17 protein-coding genes are annotated in these 17,618 nt (G+C 56.5%); 12 read left to right on the top strand and 5 right to left on the bottom strand.

What is annotated here, in order from left to right; all coding sequences use genetic code 11:
* Positions 1-7 precede the first annotated feature (7 nt).
* Both hemD and hemC read right to left on the bottom strand, forming a co-directional pair.
* A complete protein-coding gene (hemD, locus tag OQV00_RS25395; RefSeq protein WP_088911967.1) occupies positions 8-748 on the bottom strand; it encodes a uroporphyrinogen-III synthase in 741 nt (246 codons plus the stop codon).
* Positions 745-1,686 (bottom strand): hydroxymethylbilane synthase, encoded by a 942-nt coding sequence (gene hemC, locus OQV00_RS25390; RefSeq protein ID WP_032724311.1) that lies wholly within the window; start codon positions 1,684-1,686, stop codon positions 745-747. Before hemC ends, hemD begins: the two co-directional genes overlap by 4 nt.
* 356 nt (positions 1,687-2,042) lie before the next feature.
* Between hemC and cyaA the strand changes: the two genes are divergently transcribed.
* The gene (gene cyaA / locus OQV00_RS25385; RefSeq protein ID WP_266279604.1) at positions 2,043-4,595 is read left to right on the top strand and encodes a class I adenylate cyclase; all 2,553 of its coding nucleotides are present in this window, start codon (positions 2,043-2,045) and stop codon (positions 4,593-4,595) included.
* An 84-nt stretch (positions 4,596-4,679) separates the two neighbouring features.
* Here cyaA and cyaY read toward each other — a convergent pair whose 3' ends face one another.
* On the bottom strand, positions 4,680-5,000 hold the full coding sequence (gene cyaY, locus OQV00_RS25380) for an iron donor protein CyaY (protein ID WP_044348999.1): 321 nt from the start codon (positions 4,998-5,000) through the stop codon (positions 4,680-4,682).
* A gap of 138 nt (positions 5,001-5,138) precedes the next feature.
* Between cyaY and lptM the strand changes: the two genes are divergently transcribed.
* The 9 genes from lptM to OQV00_RS25340 all read left to right on the top strand — a co-directional run bounded on the left by lptM (position 5,139) and on the right by OQV00_RS25340 (position 13,184).
* The gene (lptM, locus tag OQV00_RS25375; protein WP_015585402.1) at positions 5,139-5,342 is read left to right on the top strand and encodes an LPS translocon maturation chaperone LptM; all 204 of its coding nucleotides are present in this window, start codon (positions 5,139-5,141) and stop codon (positions 5,340-5,342) included.
* A gap of 35 nt (positions 5,343-5,377) precedes the next feature.
* Positions 5,378-6,202 carry a diaminopimelate epimerase gene (gene dapF / locus OQV00_RS25370; protein WP_004869591.1) on the top strand — a complete coding sequence of 275 codons (825 nt, stop codon included), beginning with the start codon at positions 5,378-5,380 and terminating at the stop codon, positions 6,200-6,202.
* Entirely contained in the window at positions 6,199-6,906 is a 708-nt protein-coding gene (locus OQV00_RS25365; RefSeq protein WP_004869595.1) for a DUF484 domain-containing protein, read from the top strand. The genes dapF and OQV00_RS25365 overlap by 4 nt, the downstream gene beginning before the upstream one ends.
* Positions 6,903-7,805, top strand: a complete 903-nt coding sequence (gene xerC / locus OQV00_RS25360) for a tyrosine recombinase XerC (RefSeq protein WP_004869598.1) — start codon at positions 6,903-6,905, stop codon at positions 7,803-7,805. The genes OQV00_RS25365 and xerC overlap by 4 nt, the downstream gene beginning before the upstream one ends.
* On the top strand, positions 7,805-8,521 hold the full coding sequence (yigB, locus tag OQV00_RS25355) for a 5-amino-6-(5-phospho-D-ribitylamino)uracil phosphatase YigB (RefSeq protein ID WP_004869603.1): 717 nt from the start codon (positions 7,805-7,807) through the stop codon (positions 8,519-8,521). Before xerC ends, yigB begins: the two co-directional genes overlap by 1 nt.
* Before the next feature lie 78 nt (positions 8,522-8,599).
* The gene (gene uvrD, locus OQV00_RS25350) at positions 8,600-10,762 is read left to right on the top strand and encodes a DNA helicase II (protein WP_004869607.1); all 2,163 of its coding nucleotides are present in this window, start codon (positions 8,600-8,602) and stop codon (positions 10,760-10,762) included.
* Between the two features lie 148 nt (positions 10,763-10,910).
* On the top strand, positions 10,911-10,967 hold the full coding sequence (gene ysgD / locus OQV00_RS27200; RefSeq protein WP_350028775.1) for a YsgD/CorL family protein: 57 nt from the start codon (positions 10,911-10,913) through the stop codon (positions 10,965-10,967).
* Positions 10,968-11,115: 148 nt separating this feature from the next.
* Complete coding sequence (corA, locus tag OQV00_RS25345) at positions 11,116-12,066, top strand: magnesium/cobalt transporter CorA (RefSeq protein ID WP_004869610.1); 951 nt, start codon at positions 11,116-11,118, stop codon at positions 12,064-12,066.
* 215 nt (positions 12,067-12,281) lie between these two features.
* Positions 12,282-13,184, top strand: coding sequence for an endonuclease/exonuclease/phosphatase family protein (locus OQV00_RS25340; protein WP_004869612.1), 903 nt, complete (start codon positions 12,282-12,284; stop codon positions 13,182-13,184).
* A 57-nt stretch (positions 13,185-13,241) separates the two neighbouring features.
* Here the strand turns inward: OQV00_RS25340 and rarD are convergent, their stop codons facing one another.
* Together rarD and yigI are read right to left on the bottom strand one after the other, a co-directional pair.
* Positions 13,242-14,135 (bottom strand): EamA family transporter RarD, encoded by an 894-nt coding sequence (gene rarD / locus OQV00_RS25335; RefSeq protein ID WP_004869614.1) that lies wholly within the window; start codon positions 14,133-14,135, stop codon positions 13,242-13,244.
* A 49-nt stretch (positions 14,136-14,184) separates the two neighbouring features.
* Positions 14,185-14,649: an acyl-CoA thioesterase YigI gene (yigI, locus tag OQV00_RS25330; RefSeq protein WP_004869617.1), complete on the bottom strand. Its 465-nt coding sequence runs from the start codon at positions 14,647-14,649 to the stop codon at positions 14,185-14,187.
* Between the two features lie 155 nt (positions 14,650-14,804).
* Here yigI and pldA point away from each other — a divergent pair, with 155 nt between their 5' ends.
* The gene (pldA, locus tag OQV00_RS25325; RefSeq protein ID WP_004869621.1) at positions 14,805-15,677 is read left to right on the top strand and encodes a phospholipase A; all 873 of its coding nucleotides are present in this window, start codon (positions 14,805-14,807) and stop codon (positions 15,675-15,677) included.
* A gap of 67 nt (positions 15,678-15,744) precedes the next feature.
* Entirely contained in the window at positions 15,745-17,571 is a 1,827-nt protein-coding gene (recQ, locus tag OQV00_RS25320; RefSeq protein WP_004869624.1) for an ATP-dependent DNA helicase RecQ, read from the top strand.
* The last annotated feature ends 47 nt before the right edge of the window (positions 17,572-17,618 follow it).

Genomic DNA, 17,618 nt, shown 5'->3' with positions numbered 1-17,618 from the left:
TTGAGAGTTATTGTAATGCGCGTAGCAGCGCATCGTTGTCGGCGCTATCGGCAACCTGGATATCCTGCCAGCCCAATTCACGGGCCTGCCGGGCCAGGCGTTCACTGACAACTAAAATGCGACAGCGAAGGAGCCACCGTTCGCGATACCATTGGGGTATCAGCGCCCAAAGCTGTTGCAGCATCTCGCCGCTGGTGACGACCAGCGTAGTGATGCCGCGGGACTGCCAGCGCATTGCTTCTTCTGCGCCATCGTAATGCTTTGCACTACGTTGATAGCATTCACAAAAAGTGACGTCGGCGCCGCGCTCGCGGAGCGTTTCGCCTAATAATTCCCGCCCGCCGTTACCGCGAAGAAGAAGGGCTTTCTTCCCGGCAATGTTTTGTAATTCAGGTAATTGTAGCAAGACTTCGCTAATTTCCCGATCTAATGGGTAGCGAATATTCTGCCCACTGACCGTATGCAGGGCCAGCGCCGTAGTGCGGCCAATCGCAAAATAGCCGGGTGCTTTCGGCCAGCGTTGGCCCAGTTGATGCAAGCGAGCATGGGCAAACTCTACCGCATGCTGCGAGAGCGCAAACAAAAGATCGCCTGTGGATAAGGCGGCCAGCTGGCCGCTTAGCGCAGGCAGTTCGCGCCCGGGCGTAAACTCAATGAGTGGAAAACTCCAGGCCACATGTCCCAGCGCGCGCAGGCGGCTGACCAGCTCTTCACTTTGGGGCAACGGACGGGTGACCAGAATACTCATCGAGGCGCTTCTCCTGCATACACGGCGGCGAGAATGTCGCGGGCGCCACTATCCAGCAGCTCTTCCGCCAGCGAGACGCCGAGGCGCTCGGCATCTTCCGGCTGGCCGCGTCGTTCACCGCGCACCACCTGCGAACCGTCCGGCGCACCGACCAGGGCGCGCAGCCACAGCTCACCGTTAATCAGCTCAGCGTAGCTGCCGATCGGAACCTGACAGCCGCCTTCCAGCCGGGTATTCATCGCGCGTTCCGCGCGGACGCGAATGGCGGTTTCCGCATGATTCAGCGGTGCTAACAGCGTTTGCGTCCATTGATCGTCAAGACGACATTCAATACCGACCGCGCCCTGGCCGACCGCGGGCAGCGACTGCTCAGGCGTTAACGGTTGACGAATGCGCGACTCCAGCCCCAGGCGTTTCAGCCCGGCCGCCGCAAGGATAATCGCATCATATTCGCCGCTATCGAGCTTGCCGAGGCGGGTCCCGACGTTACCGCGCAGAGAGCGGATCTCCAGATCGGGACGTTGAGCTGCCAGCTGGCACTGGCGACGTAAACTTGAAGTGCCAACGATGCTGCCGTGCGGCAGCGCATCGATTGATGCATAGTGATTAGAGACGAAGGCGTCGCGCGGATCTTCGCGCTCGCAAATCGTGACCAGCCCCAGTCCCTCGGGAAACTCGACGGGAACATCTTTCATGGAATGCACGGCGATATCCGCGCGCCCTTCCATAATGGCCAGTTCTAATTCTTTGACAAACAAGCCCTTGCCGCCCACTTTTGCCAGCGGAGTATCAAGGAGCACGTCGCCGCGAGTGACCATCGGCACCAGTTCCACCGCCAGCCCAGGATGGCAGGACTCAAGGCGCTCTTTCACATAATGCGCCTGCCATAGCGCAAGTGGGCTTTGCCGTGTGGCAATTCTCAAAACTTTGTCTAACATGCTTGTTACCGTCATTGTCGACCACAAACTATCCTAACATTGTTGCCTTATGGATGTTAGTTTTGTGGGATTAGGGGGGCGGCTCTTTCTTTTTTTGCGTTATTTGCGTTTGGTGCCATTGCGGTTGCCACAACCGTAGTGAGGAATTTACACGCAGTAAACGGTGCTACACTTGTATGTAGCGCATCTTTCTTTACGGTCAATGAGCAAGGTGTTAGATTGATCACGTTTTAAACCATTTGTCCGTCAGCAGCTCATCACAACCACACCGACGACAAATGGTGACGGTTTTTGTTGAAATACTGAAATCCTCCGTACTATTGTACGACGGGTTTTTGAACATCAGGCGATATGTCTTGTACCTCTATATTGAGACACTGAAACAGAGACTGGATGCCATCAACCAACTGCGCGTGGATCGCGCGCTTGCTGCCATGGGACCCGCTTTCCAGCAGGTTTACAGTCTACTGCCGACATTACTACATTATCATCACCCGTTGATGCCGGGTTACCTTGACGGTAACGTTCCCCGCGGCATTTGCCTCTACACGCCTGATGAAACCCAACGCCACTACCTTGACGAGTTAGAACTGCACCGCGGCATGCTGGCGCAGGAGCCGCCGAAAGGCGAACTGCCGATTACCGGCGTCTACTCGATGGGCAGTACCTCCTCCGTAGGCCAAAGCTGCTCTTCCGACCTGGATATCTGGGTTTGTCATCAGGCATGGCTTGATACCGAAGAGCGTCAGCTGCTGCAGCGCAAATGTAGCCTGCTGGAAAGCTGGGCGGCATCACTGGGGGTTGAAGTCAGCTTCTTCCTGATTGACGAAAACCGCTTCCGCCATAACGAAAGCGGCAGCCTTGGCGGCGAAGACTGCGGGTCGACGCAGCATATCCTGCTGCTGGATGAGTTCTACCGCACCGCCGTGCGCCTCGCCGGGAAACGTATTCTGTGGAATATGGTGCCGTGCGACGAAGAGGATCATTACGACGATTACGTGATGGGACTCTACGCGCAAGGCGTACTGACGCCCAATGAGTGGCTCGATCTGGGCGGCCTGAGCTCGCTGTCGGCGGAAGAATATTTCGGCGCCAGCCTGTGGCAGCTCTATAAAAGTATCGATTCACCGTATAAAGCGGTGCTGAAAACGCTGCTGCTGGAAGCCTACTCCTGGGAGTACCCGAACAACCGCCTGCTGGCGAAAGACATTAAACAGCGTCTGCATGACGGAGAAATCGTCTCGTTTGGGCTCGATCCCTACTGCATGATGCTGGAGCGCGTGACCGCCTATCTGCAGGCCATTGAAGACGACACGCGTCTCGATCTGGTGCGCCGCTGTTTCTATCTGAAGGTGTGTGAAAAACTCAGCCGCGAGCGCGCCTGCGTCGGCTGGCGTCGCGAAGTCGTCAGTCACCTGGTGAAAGAGTGGGGCTGGGATGAAAAGCGTCTGATGATGCTCGACAACCGGGCCAACTGGAAGATCGACGAAGTCCGTAAAGCGCACAACGAACTGCTTGATGCGATGATGCAGAGCTATCGCAACCTGATTCGTTTTGCGCGCCGCAATAACCTGAGCGTTTCCGCCAGCCCGCAGGATATTGGCGTGCTGACGCGTAAGCTGTACGCCGCCTTTGAAGCGCTGCCGGGGAAAGTCACCCTGGTAAACCCGCAAATTTCACCGGATCTGTCTGAGCCGAATCTGACCTTTATCCACGTGCCGCCGGGCCGCGCCAACCGCACCGGTTGGTATGTCTATAACCGGGCGCCGGACATGGAATCGATCATCAGCCATCAGCCGCTGGAATATAACCGTTATCTTAATAAGCTGGTGGCCTGGGCCTGGTTTAACGGCCTGTTGACGTCACGTACGCGCCTGTTTATTAAGGGCAACGGCATTGTCGATCTGGCGAAGCTGCAGGAGATGGTGGCCGATGTGGCGCATCACTTCCCGCTGCGCCTGCCTTCTCCGACGCCGAAAGCGCTGTACAGTCCGTGCGAAATCCGCCATCTGGCGATTATCGTCAACCTGGAATATGACCCGACGGCGGCCTTCCGCAATCAGGTGGTGCATTTTGACTTCCGCAAGCTGGATGTTTTCAGCTTCGGCGAAGAGCAAAAGTGCCTGATTGGCAGCATCGACCTGCTGTACCGCAACTCGTGGAACGAGGTGCGTACGCTGCACTTTAACGGCGAGCAGGCGATGATCGAAGCGCTGAAAACCATTCTTGGCAAGATGCACCAGGACGCCGCGCCGCCGGATAGCGTGGAGGTTTTCTGCTATAGCCAGCATCTGCGCGGTCTGATCCGCACTCGCGTACAGCAGCTGGTGTCTGAATGCGTTGAGCTGCGTCTTTCCAGCACCCGTCAGGATACCGGCCGCTTTAAAGCGCTACGCGTTTCCGGGCAGACCTGGGGGTTGTTCTTCGAGCGTCTTAACGTTTCGGTTCAGAAACTGGAAAACGCCATCGAATTCTATGGCGCGATTTCCCATAACAAATTGCACGGGCTGTCGGTGCAGGTGGAAACTAACCACGTCAGGCTGCCGCAGGTAGTGGACGGCTTTGCCAGCGAAGGGATTATTCAGTTCTTCTTTGAAGAGGCGGATAACGAGAGCGGATTTAATATCTATATTCTCGACGAGAGCAACCGCGCCGAGGTTTATCATCACTGTGAAGGCAGTAAAGAGGAGCTGGTGCGTGACGTGAGCCGCTTCTACTCTTCATCCCACGATCGTTTCACCTACGGCTCCAGTTTTATCAACTTCAACCTGCCGCAGTTCTATCAGATTGTCGACGTTGACGGTCGACCTCAGGTGATTCCGTTCCGCAGCCAGGCGATCGGGGCGGCTGCCGCGCCGGTGAGCCCGGATGCCGTGGCGTCGCCCATGCTGCAGCAGCACTATTCCTGATCGACATTCCTGAGTCACTATTTCCCCGGCGACGTTGTGTTTTCGCCGGGGTTTTGCTTTTCCGGTTACGATGAAAGTGCGGGCTTAGCGAAAACTCACGGCTTCGCCAGCCTGCCGGGTCGCCGCCTGCTCCAGCAGATCCCAGAAGGTTTCACCGCTGCGGTCGCACACCCACTCATCATCTTTAAGATCAAAATGGTAGCCGCCTTGCTTGGTCGCCAGCCACACCTGATGCAGCGGCTCCTGACGGTTGATAATAATTTTGCTGCCGTTCTCAAAACTGAGAGTCAGCACGCCGCCGTTGATCTCACAGTCGATATCGCTATCGCCGTCCCGCTCGTCCAGACGCTCTTCGATGGTCATCCACAGGCTATCAGCCAGGCGATGGAATTCACTGTCGTTCATGGTTCTACCCTGCTTTTTTGAAGATGGCGGCAGTATAGCGCGAAACAAAAGCGCGCGCAGTCGGATGCTAAACGCTTGCTTTTACGTCTTCTCCTGCGATGATAGAAAGCAGAAAGAGTGAATCACGGGCAACTATCAATGAAAAACGTTTTTCCAACGCTTGCCGTTTTATTGGCGATCTTCAGCCTGACCGGCTGTGGTCTGAAGGGACCGCTTTATTTCCCTCCGGCAGAAAAGACGGCGGCTCCGCCAACCAAACCGGTCAATAGCGGTATCCAGAGCTCGGCGCCAGATCGTAACGATCGCGGCGATAGCGGCGGCCCGACCCAGGTAAACTATTAACGATAACGTTCTGTTCCGCGCGACTGGAGTAGATGATGCAGTTCTCTAAAATGCATGGCCTTGGCAACGACTTTATGGTCGTTGACGCGGTAACGCAGAATGTTTTTTTCTCACCGGAGCTGATTCGCCGCCTGGCGGATCGGCATCTGGGCGTCGGTTTCGATCAGCTGCTGGTTGTTGAGCCGCCTTACGATCCGGATCTGGATTTCCATTATCGTATCTTCAACGCCGACGGCAGCGAAGTGTCGCAGTGCGGTAACGGCGCGCGCTGCTTTGCCCGATTTGTCCGTCTGAAAGGCCTGACCAATAAACGTGACATCCGCGTGAGCACGGCGAACGGTCGTATGGTATTAAGCGTAACGGAAGACGATCTGGTGCGCGTCAACATGGGGGAGCCGAACTTCGAACCCTCTCAGGTACCCTTCCGCGCCAACAAAGCGGAAAAGACCTATATTATGCGCGCCGCCGAGCAGACAGTATTGTGCGGCGTGGTCTCGATGGGGAACCCGCACTGCGTCATTCAGGTCGATAATGTGGAAACCGCCGCGGTGGAAACTCTCGGTCCGGTGATGGAAAGCCACGAACGCTTCCCGGAGCGCGCCAACATCGGTTTTATGCAGGTGGTCGAGCGCGATCGCATTCGTCTGCGTGTTTATGAGCGCGGCGCAGGCGAAACTCAGGCCTGCGGTAGCGGGGCCTGTGCGGCGGTAGCGGTTGGTATCCAACAGGGACTGCTGGCCGAAGAAGTACGCGTGGAATTGCCAGGCGGGCGTCTTGATATCGCCTGGAAAGGCCCGGGCCAACCGTTGTTTATGACTGGCCCGGCGGCACATGTCTACGACGGATTTATTCACTTATGAAACAAGTCGGGGAAGAACAGCAGGAAATCACCGGCGCGCTGAATGACCGCGCGGTGGTGGACTATCTGTTGCAACATCCTGAATTTTTTATTCGTAATGCTGCGCTGGTCGAGCACATGCGCGTTCCGCATCCGGTACGCGGCTCGATCTCGCTGGTGGAATGGCACATGGTGCGGGCACGTAACCATATCAACGTGCTGGAAGAGAACATGATGCTGCTGATGGAGCAGGCAACGGCGAATGAGAGCCTGTTCCAGCGTCTGCTGCATCTGCAGACGCGGCTGGCGGCGGCGGAAAGCCTTGATGAGATGCTGAACCGTTTTCATCGCTGGGCGCGCGAGATAGGGCTGGCGGGCGCGACGGTGCGTTTGTTTCCCGATAGCTGGCGGCTGGGCGCACCGTCAAAATTCACCCATCTGGCGCTAAGCCGGCAGGCATTTGAGCCGATCCGCATTCAGCGTCTTGGGCAGGCTCGTCATTATCTCGGGCCGCTGCACGGACCTGAACTGCTGGTGGTGCTGCCGGAAGCGAAAGCTATCGGCTCGGTGGCGATGTCGCTGCTGGGCGGCGATGACGCCCCTGGCGTGATGCTTTTCAGCAGTCGCGATGCCCAGCATTATCAACAAGGCCAGGGAACGCAGCTGCTGCAGGAAATTGCGTTAATGCTGCCGGGTCTGTTGGAGCGCTGGGTTGAACGCGCATGACCGACTCTCCCTTATTCACCGCCGTTGACCGCTTTCTACGCTACCTGGGCGTGGAGCGTCAGCTGAGCCCGATCACGCTACTGAACTACCGGCGTCAGCTTGATGCGCTGATGGCGCTCGCTGAACAGGCGGGGCTCAAAAGCTGGCAGCAGTGCGATGCCGCTCAGGTTCGTGGCCTGGCGGTCCGTAGCCGTAAACAGGGCCTGGGGCCGGCAAGTCTTGCGCTGCGACTTTCCGCGTTGCGCAGTTTCTTTGACTGGCTGGTGGCGCAGGGCGAGCTGGCGGCGAACCCGGCGAAAGGTATCTCCGCCCCGAAAATTCCCCGTCACTTACCTAAAAATATTGATGTCGATGATGTCAACCGGCTGCTGGATATCGATCTTAACGATCCGCTGGCGGTACGCGATCGGGCGATGCTGGAGGTCATGTACGGCGCGGGTCTGCGTCTCTCCGAGCTGGTCAATCTTGATATTAAACACCTCGATCTGGAATCCGGGGAGGTGTGGGTGATGGGCAAAGGAAGCAAAGAACGCCGTCTGCCGATTGGCCGCAGCGCGGTGGCGTGGATCGAACACTGGCTCGATTTACGCGGTCTGTTTGGCACGGATGACGATGCGCTGTTTTTATCTAAACTCGGGAAACGTATTTCCGCGCGTAATGTGCAGAAGCGCTTTGCCGAGTGGGGCATTAAGCAGGGGCTGAATAGCCACGTGCATCCGCATAAACTGCGCCACTCCTTTGCCACCCATATGCTGGAGTCGAGCGGCGATCTGCGCGGCGTACAGGAGCTGCTGGGTCATGCCAATCTCTCGACGACTCAAATCTATACCCATCTTGATTTTCAACACCTTGCCTCGGTGTATGATGCGGCGCATCCGCGCGCCAAACGGGGGAAATAATGCGTTTTTACCGACCGCTGGGCCAAATTTCTGCACTGACGTTTGACCTGGACGATACCCTTTACGACAACCGCCCGGTCATCGACCGGACGCTGCACGAGTCGCTGGCCTTTGTGCGCAGCTACCATCCGTCACTGAGCCGGTTTGATGCGAACGAGCTGCAACAGCTGCGTCAGACGCTGCTCGAGACAGAACCGGAGATTTACCACGACGTGACCGAGTGGCGGCGACGCGCGCTGGTGCTGGGGATGACCAATGCCGGGCTCTCTCCCGGGCAGGCTGCCGCGGGCGCGGATGCGGCAATGGCGAATTTTGCCCACTGGCGGAGTCTGATCGATGTGCCGCAGGAAACTCACGATACGCTGGCTGCGCTGGCGGAGAAATGGCCGCTGGTGGCGGTGACCAACGGCAACGCGCAACCTGAACTCTTTGGTTTGAGCGACTATTTCCGTTTTGTTCTGCGTGCTGGTCCGGACGGGCGATCGAAACCCTTTGCCGATATGTATCATCTGGCGGCGGAGCGTCTTGATTTGCCGCTGGATCGGATACTTCACGTGGGGGATGATCTGACCACCGATGTGGCGGGCGCTATTCGCTGCGGCATGCAGGCCTGCTGGATCAAACCGCAGGGGGCCGATCTGATGCGTGCGACCGACAGCCGCCTGCTGCCGCACATTGAAATTTCACGGTTGGCATCTCTGACCTCGCTGATATAATCACCACTAGTTCTGTATATATTAACAGTATGCCCGGTAGACGATGCGTGGCCGGGCAGCTCATTTCCGGCGGTGCCAATGGACGTTTCTTACCTGCTCGACAGCCTCAATGATAAACAGCGTGAAGCCGTAGCCGCTTCACGCACCAATATGCTGGTTCTGGCGGGAGCGGGCAGCGGTAAGACGCGGGTTCTGGTACACCGTATTGCCTGGCTGCTGAGCGTGGAAAACTGCTCACCGTATTCGATTATGGCGGTGACCTTTACCAACAAAGCGGCAGCGGAGATGCGCCATCGTATTGGCCAGCTGATGGGGACAACCCAGGGCGGCATGTGGGTCGGGACATTCCACGGGCTGGCGCATCGCCTGCTGCGGGCCCACCATCTGGACGCTAACCTGCCGCAAGATTTTCAGATCCTCGATAGCGAAGACCAGCTGCGTCTGCTGAAGCGTCTGATTAAGGCGATGAACCTCGACGAGAAGCAGTGGCCGCCGCGTCAGGCGATGTGGTACATCAATAGCCAGAAAGATGAAGGGCTGCGCCCGCATCATATTCAGAGCTACGGCAACCCGGTGGAACAGACCTGGCAGAAAGTTTATCAGGCCTATCAGGAAGCCTGCGATCGCGCCGGTCTGGTGGACTTTGCTGAACTGCTGCTGCGCGCGCACGAGCTGTGGCTCAATAAACCGCATATTCTCCAGCACTATCGCGAACGCTTCACCAACATCCTCGTGGATGAGTTTCAGGATACCAACAACATCCAGTATGCCTGGATTCGCCTGCTGGCGGGCGATAGCGGCAAGGTGATGATTGTGGGGGATGATGACCAGTCGATCTACGGCTGGCGCGGCGCCCAGGTGGAGAATATTCAGCGCTTTCTCACCGATTTCCCCGGCGCGCAGACCATCCGCCTGGAGCAGAACTACCGCTCGACCAGCAATATCCTGAGCGCCGCTAACGCCCTGATTGAAAACAACAGCGGGCGTCTGGGCAAAAAGCTGTGGACCGACGGGGCCGACGGTGAGCCTATCTCCCTCTATTGCGCGTTTAACGATCTTGATGAAGCGCGCTTTGTCGTCAACCGCATCAAAACCTGGCAGGAGAACGGCGGGGCGCTTGAGCAGTGCGCCATTCTCTACCGCAGTAACGCCCAGTCGCGCGTGCTGGAAGAGGCGCTGCTGCAGGCCAGCATGCCGTACCGTATCTATGGCGGCATGCGCTTCTTCGAACGCCAGGAGATCAAAGATGCGCTCTCCTATCTGCGTCTGATCGCCAACCGTAACGACGATGCGGCGTTTGAGCGGGTGGTGAATACGCCCACTCGCGGTATCGGCGACCGCACGCTGGACGTGGTGCGCCAGACCTCGCGCGACCGTCAGCTCACGCTGTGGCAGGCTTGCCGCGAGCTGTTAAAAGATAAAGTCCTCGCCGGGCGCGCCGCCAGCGCGCTGCAACGCTTTATGGAGCTGATTGACGCCCTGGCGCAGGAGACGGCGGATATGCCGCTGCATGTGCAGACCGACCGGGTGATTAACGACTCCGGCCTGCGGACGATGTACGAGCAGGAAAAGGGCGAAAAAGGCCAGACGCGGATAGAAAACTTAGAAGAGCTGGTGACGGCAACGCGCCAGTTCAGCTACAACGATGAAGATGAGGATTTAATGCCGCTGCAGGCCTTCCTTTCTCACGCCGCGCTGGAAGCGGGTGAAGGGCAGGCGGATACCTGGCAGGATGCGGTGCAGCTGATGACGCTGCACTCGGCGAAAGGTCTGGAGTTCCCGCAGGTGTTTATCGTCGGCGTGGAAGAGGGGATGTTCCCGAGCCAGATGGCGCTGGATGAAGGTGGCCGACTGGAAGAGGAGCGTCGTCTGGCTTACGTCGGCGTGACGCGCGCGATGCAGAAACTGACTCTCACCTATGCGGAAACCCGCCGTCTGTACGGCAAAGAGGTTTACCATCGCCCGTCGCGCTTTATCGGCGAGCTGCCGGAGGCCTGTGTGGAAGAGGTACGCCTGCGCGCGACGGTGAGCCGTCCAGTCAGCCATCAGCGGATGGGGACGCCGATGGCGGAAAACGATACTGGCTACAAACTGGGACAGCGCGTACGCCATCCGAAGTTTGGCGAAGGCACCATCGTGAATCTGGAAGGCAGCGGCGAGCATAGCCGTTTGCAGGTCGCCTTCCAGGGGCAAGGTATTAAATGGTTAGTGGCGGCCTATGCCCGGCTGGAAACAGTGTAACAGTAAGAAAAATATCGTTTTTTTGTAATAATCTGCTAGCCTTATATGCTAAAGGGCAGGATTTGCTCTTTAGCGTTCCGTTGCGTGTTGACGCCGTTTTTGTGCTGGCGTAACATGCGCGCACGATTACGCTAAGAGGACATTCGCCTTGGACACACCCAGTAGATGCTGGCTCAACTTCCTGTCCGTCAGGAACAACTCCTAAGGCTATCCTCTTATGCTGATAGCCTTAGCGGTTGTCAGCGACCCGTCATACCCGTCGCTCTGAGTCAGGCTTAATGGTCTGAAACCCAAATTGTTTCTGTGTGCCCACCGAACTGTCCGATAATTTTTTTGCATTGGGAGTCCCGGTCATGCTGAGCGCATTTCAACTGGAAAATAATCGTTTAACACGCCTGGAAGCTGATGAGATCAAGCATCTCGCCAGTTCGGTGTGGGTCGATCTGGTCGAGCCCGACGACGAAGAACGAAGCCGCGTGCAGACGGAATTGGGTCAGAACCTGGCAACGCGCCCGGAACTGGAAGATATCGAAGCATCGGCGCGTTTCTTCGAAGATGAAGACGGTTTACACATTCACTCTTTTTTCTTTTTTGAAGATGCAGAGGATCACGCCGGTAACTCCACCGTGGCATTTACGATTCGTGAAGGGCGCCTGTTTACCCTGCGCGAACGTGAATTACCGGCATTTCGCCTCTATCGCATGCGCGTTCGCAACCAGCTAATGGTTGATGGCAACGCCTATGAACTGCTGCTGGATCTGTTCGAAACCAAAATCGAACAGCTGGCGGATGAAATCGAAAATATCTATAGCGACCTGGAAAAACTCAGCCGCGTGATCATGGAAGGTCGTCAGGGCGATGAGTACGATGACGCGCTCTCAACGCTTGCCGAGCAGGAAGATATCGGCTGGAAGGTCCGTCTGTGTCTGATGGATACCCAGCGCGCTCTGAACTTCCTGGTGCGCAAGGCGCGTTTACCTGCGGGGCAGCTGGAGCAGGCGCGCGAAATCCTGCGAGATATCGAATCCCTGCTGCCGCACAACGAATCGCTGTTCCAGAAGGTCAACTTCCTGATGCAAGCGGCGATGGGCTTTATCAACATCGAGCAGAACCGCATCATCAAGATCTTCTCGGTGGTTTCCGTGGTCTTCCTGCCGCCTACGCTGGTGGCTTCCAGCTACGGGATGAACTTCGAGTTTATGCCGGAGCTGCACTGGAGCTTTGGCTATCCCGGCGCGATTGTTTTTATGATGCTTGCCGGTCTGGCGCCGTATCTCTACTTCAAGCGTAAAAACTGGCTTTAAAACAATAAATTATATCAAAGCCGGCTCCCTTCTGGGGGGGCCGGCTTTTTTTTGCCTTTATGGCTGCCATCGCGGTGGCCACCGGAAATATGCTTTTATTATCGCCGCCGCTTAATTCTCTTCGCACCAGAAGTGTGGGCCGTGTATCACAAAAAGGGGGTGGGATAATTGTTACCATCGCAATATTCCCGGTAAAAAAAAGGCGAAATTTTACAATGAAAAGTATCTTTACATTAACATTTCTGGCTCTTGCCTGCCTCTCTGTCAATGCACAAGCTGTTGAAAAACTTGCAGGTAATGAAATTCTCGCGGTTCAAAAAGGCGGCGTTGCGGATAAAGTCTATGCCGAGAATTATCCTCAGCTGAAGATTGCGACCTATAACATCGGCAAGAATGAAGCTTCCGATAACGTTGCGGATTTTACTTCACTCAATTTAGCGATTAAGAACATTGGCGCCGATATTATTGCGGTTCCGGAAGTCGATAATAAAACCGCCAGAAGCCAAAAAATCGATCAGCTCAAAACCATCGCGGACGCTAACGGCTACCACTATGCCTTCGGCAAAGCGCTGGAGTTCGACGGCGGAGAGTACGGTGTTGGTATTCTGTCTAAATATAAAATTGAGCACACTCAGGTTATTAAACTGCCGTCAGGGGATGCCGAGCAGCGAATAGCGCTATTGGCGCAAATCGCCGTTCCCGGCTTTGATAGCCCGGTGCTGGTGATGGTGACCCATCTCGACTGGCAAAAAGATCCGACGATGCGCATTGAGCAGGTCCGCCATCTTCTGGACGTGAGCATCGGCGATGCCCCATCGGACTTCAAAGATATCGCCTCATCAATCAAAATTCTCGCGGGTGATTTTAACTCCACGCACGATGAGCAGCCGCTAAAAGAGGTCGGTTATTTCTTTAACCCCGTGGCGAAGCAGGGGACGGATTACCGCACCTGGCCTGCGGTTAACCCGGCAATAGATATTGACCATATTTTCACCTTCAAAGGGCAAAAATGGAATGTGAAAAACATCGAGGTGCCGCACAACTCACCGGCCTTTAACTGGTCATCCGCCAGCGATCATTTACCCCTGATTGCCGAACTGGAGCTCACCGAGCAGTAAAATAACGCACCTGCCTCTACGCACGAGAGGCAGGTGCGTGATGTGGAGGTAGTGGCGTTATGCCCGACGCAGCCGGCGCTGGGTATACAGCGCATCGACGATAAACACCGCCAGCGCTACCCAGATAAAGGCGAAGGTCACCATCTTATCTGCCCCCGGCACTTCCCCGTAAAATACGACCGCCAGCAGGAACATCAGCGTCGGACCAATATACTGGAAGAATCCCAGCGTGGAGAGACGCAGGCGGGTGGCGGCCCCGGTAAAGCACAGCAGAGGAATCGTGGTGACAACGCCCGCCGCCATCAGCAGCAGGTTCAGCGACCACGGGTTCTCTCCCATATGGCTGGTTGGGCTGTCGGCGATGGCAAACAGGTATACGGCGGCGACCGGCAGGAGCCACAGGGTTTCAACTAACATTCCGGTTTGCGCATCCACGGCGATCTTTTTACGCAGCAGCCCGTAAAAGGCAAAGCTGAAGGCCAGCCCAAGGCCGATAACCGGCAGCGAACCAAAGGTCCACAGCTGTACCAGCACACCGCACACGGCCAGCAGCACCGCCAGCCACTGCATGCGGCGAAAACGCTCGCCGAGGAAAATCATCCCCAGCACAATATTCACCAGCGGGTTAATGAAGTAGCCGAGACTGGCCTCCAGCATGTGGTGGTTATTCACCGCCCAGATGAAGAGCAGCCAGTTACCGCCAATCAGCACCGCCGACAGCGCCAGCAGGAAAATCTTGCGCGGCATATGCAGCAGTTTTTTCACCTGCGGCCACTGGTGGCTGAGGCTGATTAACGCCAGCATAAAAAAGAATGACCAGATCACGCGATGCGTCAGGATTTCATCGGCGGGAACATAGTAGATAAGTTTGAAGTAGGCAGGTGCGATGCCCCAGATAAAATAGGCGGCAAGAGCCAGCATCACCCCCAGCCGCGTTTGTTTTGCATCCATCGGTAAAATCCGTTACGCCAAAACAACGATGTTACTTTATTTACCGCGATCAACCCACCATATACGTCGCCGTGGCGCTGGCGATATAGACCCGATCTTCGTTATGCAACTCCACGCGGGCGACCGCGACCTTATTCCCGGCGCGCAACAGGCTGCTGGTGGCGGTAAAGTGCTCGCCGCGCCCAGGGCGCAGATAATCAACGCGCAGATCGATGGTCCCCATCCGCGACAGCCGCTGGCGTAACTCTTCTTCATTAATGGTGTCATGCCGGGTCAGCGTACTGCCCACGCACACCAGCCCTGCGGCCACATCCAGCGCGGAGGCGATGACCCCGCCATGCAGAATACTTTGCGCCCAGTTGCCAACCATCATAGGCTGGTTTTTAAAGCTGAGCTGAGCAAACTCTTTTTCGTAACGCTCCAGCTTCAGTCCTAAGGCGCGATTAAAAGGCATGTGGTAGACAAAGATTTCTCCCACCAGCTTAAGGGCGGCTTCGGCTGTGAGTTCAGACATGACGATTGTATCCATTCGTTAATGAAATGTTGATTTTATGCTTCTAAAACGGTGATTTCCACTTTCAGAACGGATAACCGGGCGGGGAGCCCGTAAACAGGTAGAATGATGCCGGGTAAAACAGAAATAATAATCACTCATTCAGGAGAACAGTAATGCGTATCTCTTTGGCCTGGCTGTTAGCGCTGAGCGCGCTTCCGGCTGGCGTTTTGGCGCAGGATGCGCCGGTTAGTCATCCTGTTCATGATACCCCTGCGGTACGCGGTAGCATTATCGCTAACCTGTTGCAGGACCATGATAATCCTTTCTTGCTGTATCCCTACGAGAGCAACTACCTGCTCTATACGTGGAGTAGCGATATCAACAAGGAAGCGATCTCCAGCTATGACTGGGCGGAAAATGCCCGCAAGGACGAAGTGAAATTCCAGCTCAGTCTGGCGTTTCCGCTGTGGCGAGGGATCCTCGGCGAGAACTCGCTGCTCGGGGCTTCCTATACGCAGAAGTCCTGGTGGCAGCTCTCCAACAGCAAAGAGTCCGCGCCGTTTCGTGAAACCAACTATGAACCGCAGCTGTTCCTGGGTTTTGCGACGGATTACCAGCTTGCCGGCTGGACGTTGCGTGATGTCGAAATGGGTTACAACCACGATTCTAACGGCCGCTCGGATCCCACTTCCCGCAGCTGGAACCGCCTGTATGCCCGCCTGATGGCGCAAAATGGCAACTGGCTGGTGGAGGTGAAGCCCTGGTACGTTGTCGGGAGCACCAACGATAATCCGGATATCACGAAATATATGGGCTATTACCGCCTGAAGGTTGGTTATCAACTCGGTGACGCTATCCTGAGCGCCCAGGGGCAATATAACTGGAACAGCGGTTATGGCGGCGCAGAGCTCGGCGTCAGCTATCCGATCACCCGCCACGTGCGTTTCTACACCCAGGTCTACAGCGGTTATGGCGAGTCGCTCATTGATTATAACTTTAACCAGACCCGGGTTGGCGTCGGTGTGACGCTCAACGATCTGTTTTAATCGTTGCACTCTGGCTCACTGGCGCTGAAAATAGCGCCTGTTTTCTTTTCAGGCAGACGGGGTCAACGTGGCGCAGGCGGAAGTATTGAATCAAACATTGCTGGCAAAGCAGGTTTTACAGGAAACCTTCGGCTACCAGCAGTTTCGCCCAGGCCAGGAAACCATTATCGATACGGCGCTGGGCGGGCGTGACTGCCTGGTCGTAATGCCCACCGGCGGCGGCAAATCGCTGTGCTATCAGGTGCCCGCGCTGGTGCTGGGCGGCCTGACGGTGGTGGTATCGCCGCTGATCTCGCTGATGAAAGATCAGGTCGACCAGCTGCTGGCGAACGGCGTGGCCGCTGCCTGTCTTAACTCGACCCAGAGCCGCGAACAGCAGCAGGAAGTCATGGCCGGCTGTCGCAGTGGGCAGATTCGCCTGCTGTATATCGCCCCCGAACGCTTGATGCTGGATAACTTCCTTGAGCATCTCAGCCACTGGAACCTGGCAATGGTGGCGGTGGATGAAGCGCACTGTATTTCCCAGTGGGGACATGATTTCCGGCCGGAATATGCTGCCCTGGGCCAGCTGCGCCAGCGCGTGCCGCAGATCCCGTTTATGGCGCTCACCGCCACCGCCGATGACACCACCCGCCGCGATATCGTTCGCCTGCTGGGGTTGAATGACCCGCTGATTCAGGTCAGCAGCTTCGACCGCCCGAACATCCGCTACATGCTGATGGAGAAGTTTAAACCGCTCGATCAGCTGATGCGCTACGTGCAGGACCAGCGCGGCAAATCGGGCATTATCTACTGCAACAGCCGTTCGAAAGTGGAAGATACCGCCGCTCGACTGCAAAGCCGTGGAATCAGCGCGGCCGCCTACCATGCCGGGCTGGAGAACGACGTTCGTGCGGATGTGCAGGAGAAATTTCAGCGCGACGATCTGCAAATCGTGGTGGCCACGGTAGCTTTCGGCATGGGGATCAATAAACCCAACGTCCGCTTCGTGGTGCACTTCGACATTCCCCGTAATATTGAATCCTACTATCAGGAAACCGGTCGCGCCGGTCGCGATGGCCTGCCGGCGGAAGCGATGCTGTTTTACGATCCGGCCGATATGGCGTGGTTGCGTCGCTGTCTGGAGGAGAAACCCGCCGGGCCGCTGCAGGATATTGAACGCCATAAGCTGAACGCGATGGGCGCTTTTGCCGAAGCGCAAACCTGCCGCCGTCTGGTACTCCTCAACTATTTTGGCGAAGGGCGCCAGGAAGCATGCGGCAACTGCGATATCTGCCTCGATCCGCCGAAGCAGTACGACGGATTAATGGATGCGCGTAAGGCGCTCTCGACTATTTACCGCGTGAATCAGCGCTTTGGCATGGGCTATGTGGTGGAGGTGCTGCGCGGGGCGAATAATCAGCGTATCCGCGAAATGGCGCATGACAAGCTGCCGGTATACGGCATCGGTCGCGAACAGAGCCATGAACACTGGGTGAGCGTGATTCGTCAGCTGATTCATCTTGGCCTGGTCACGCAAAACATCGCCCAGCATTCGGCGCTGCAGCTGACCGAAGCCGCGCGTCCCGTGCTGCGTGGCGAGGTTCCGCTGCAGCTCGCCGTTCCGCGTATCGTGGCGCTGAAGCCGAAGGCGATGCAAAAATCCTTCGGCGGCAATTACGACCGCAAGCTGTTCGCCAAGCTGCGCAAGCTGCGTAAAGCGATTGCCGATGAAGAAAATATCCCGCCGTACGTTGTATTTAACGATGCGACGCTGATCGAAATGGCGGAGCAGTCGCCGATAACCGCCGGCGAGATGCTGAGCGTGAACGGCGTGGGAACGCGAAAACTGGAGCGTTTCGGGAAAGAGTTTATGGCGCTGATCCGCGCGCACATTGATGGTGAAGATGAGTAGTCAGCCGGACGAAAAAGTGTCAGGATAGTTTCGGTCTTCACTATATT

The sequence above is a fragment of the Klebsiella sp. DY2415 genome (assembly GCF_026314315.1).
Classification (GTDB): Bacteria; Pseudomonadota; Gammaproteobacteria; order Enterobacterales; family Enterobacteriaceae; genus Klebsiella; species Klebsiella ornithinolytica.
The sequence above is the reverse complement of the archived record's forward strand: the minus strand, read 5'-3'. Positions and strand labels throughout refer to the sequence as shown.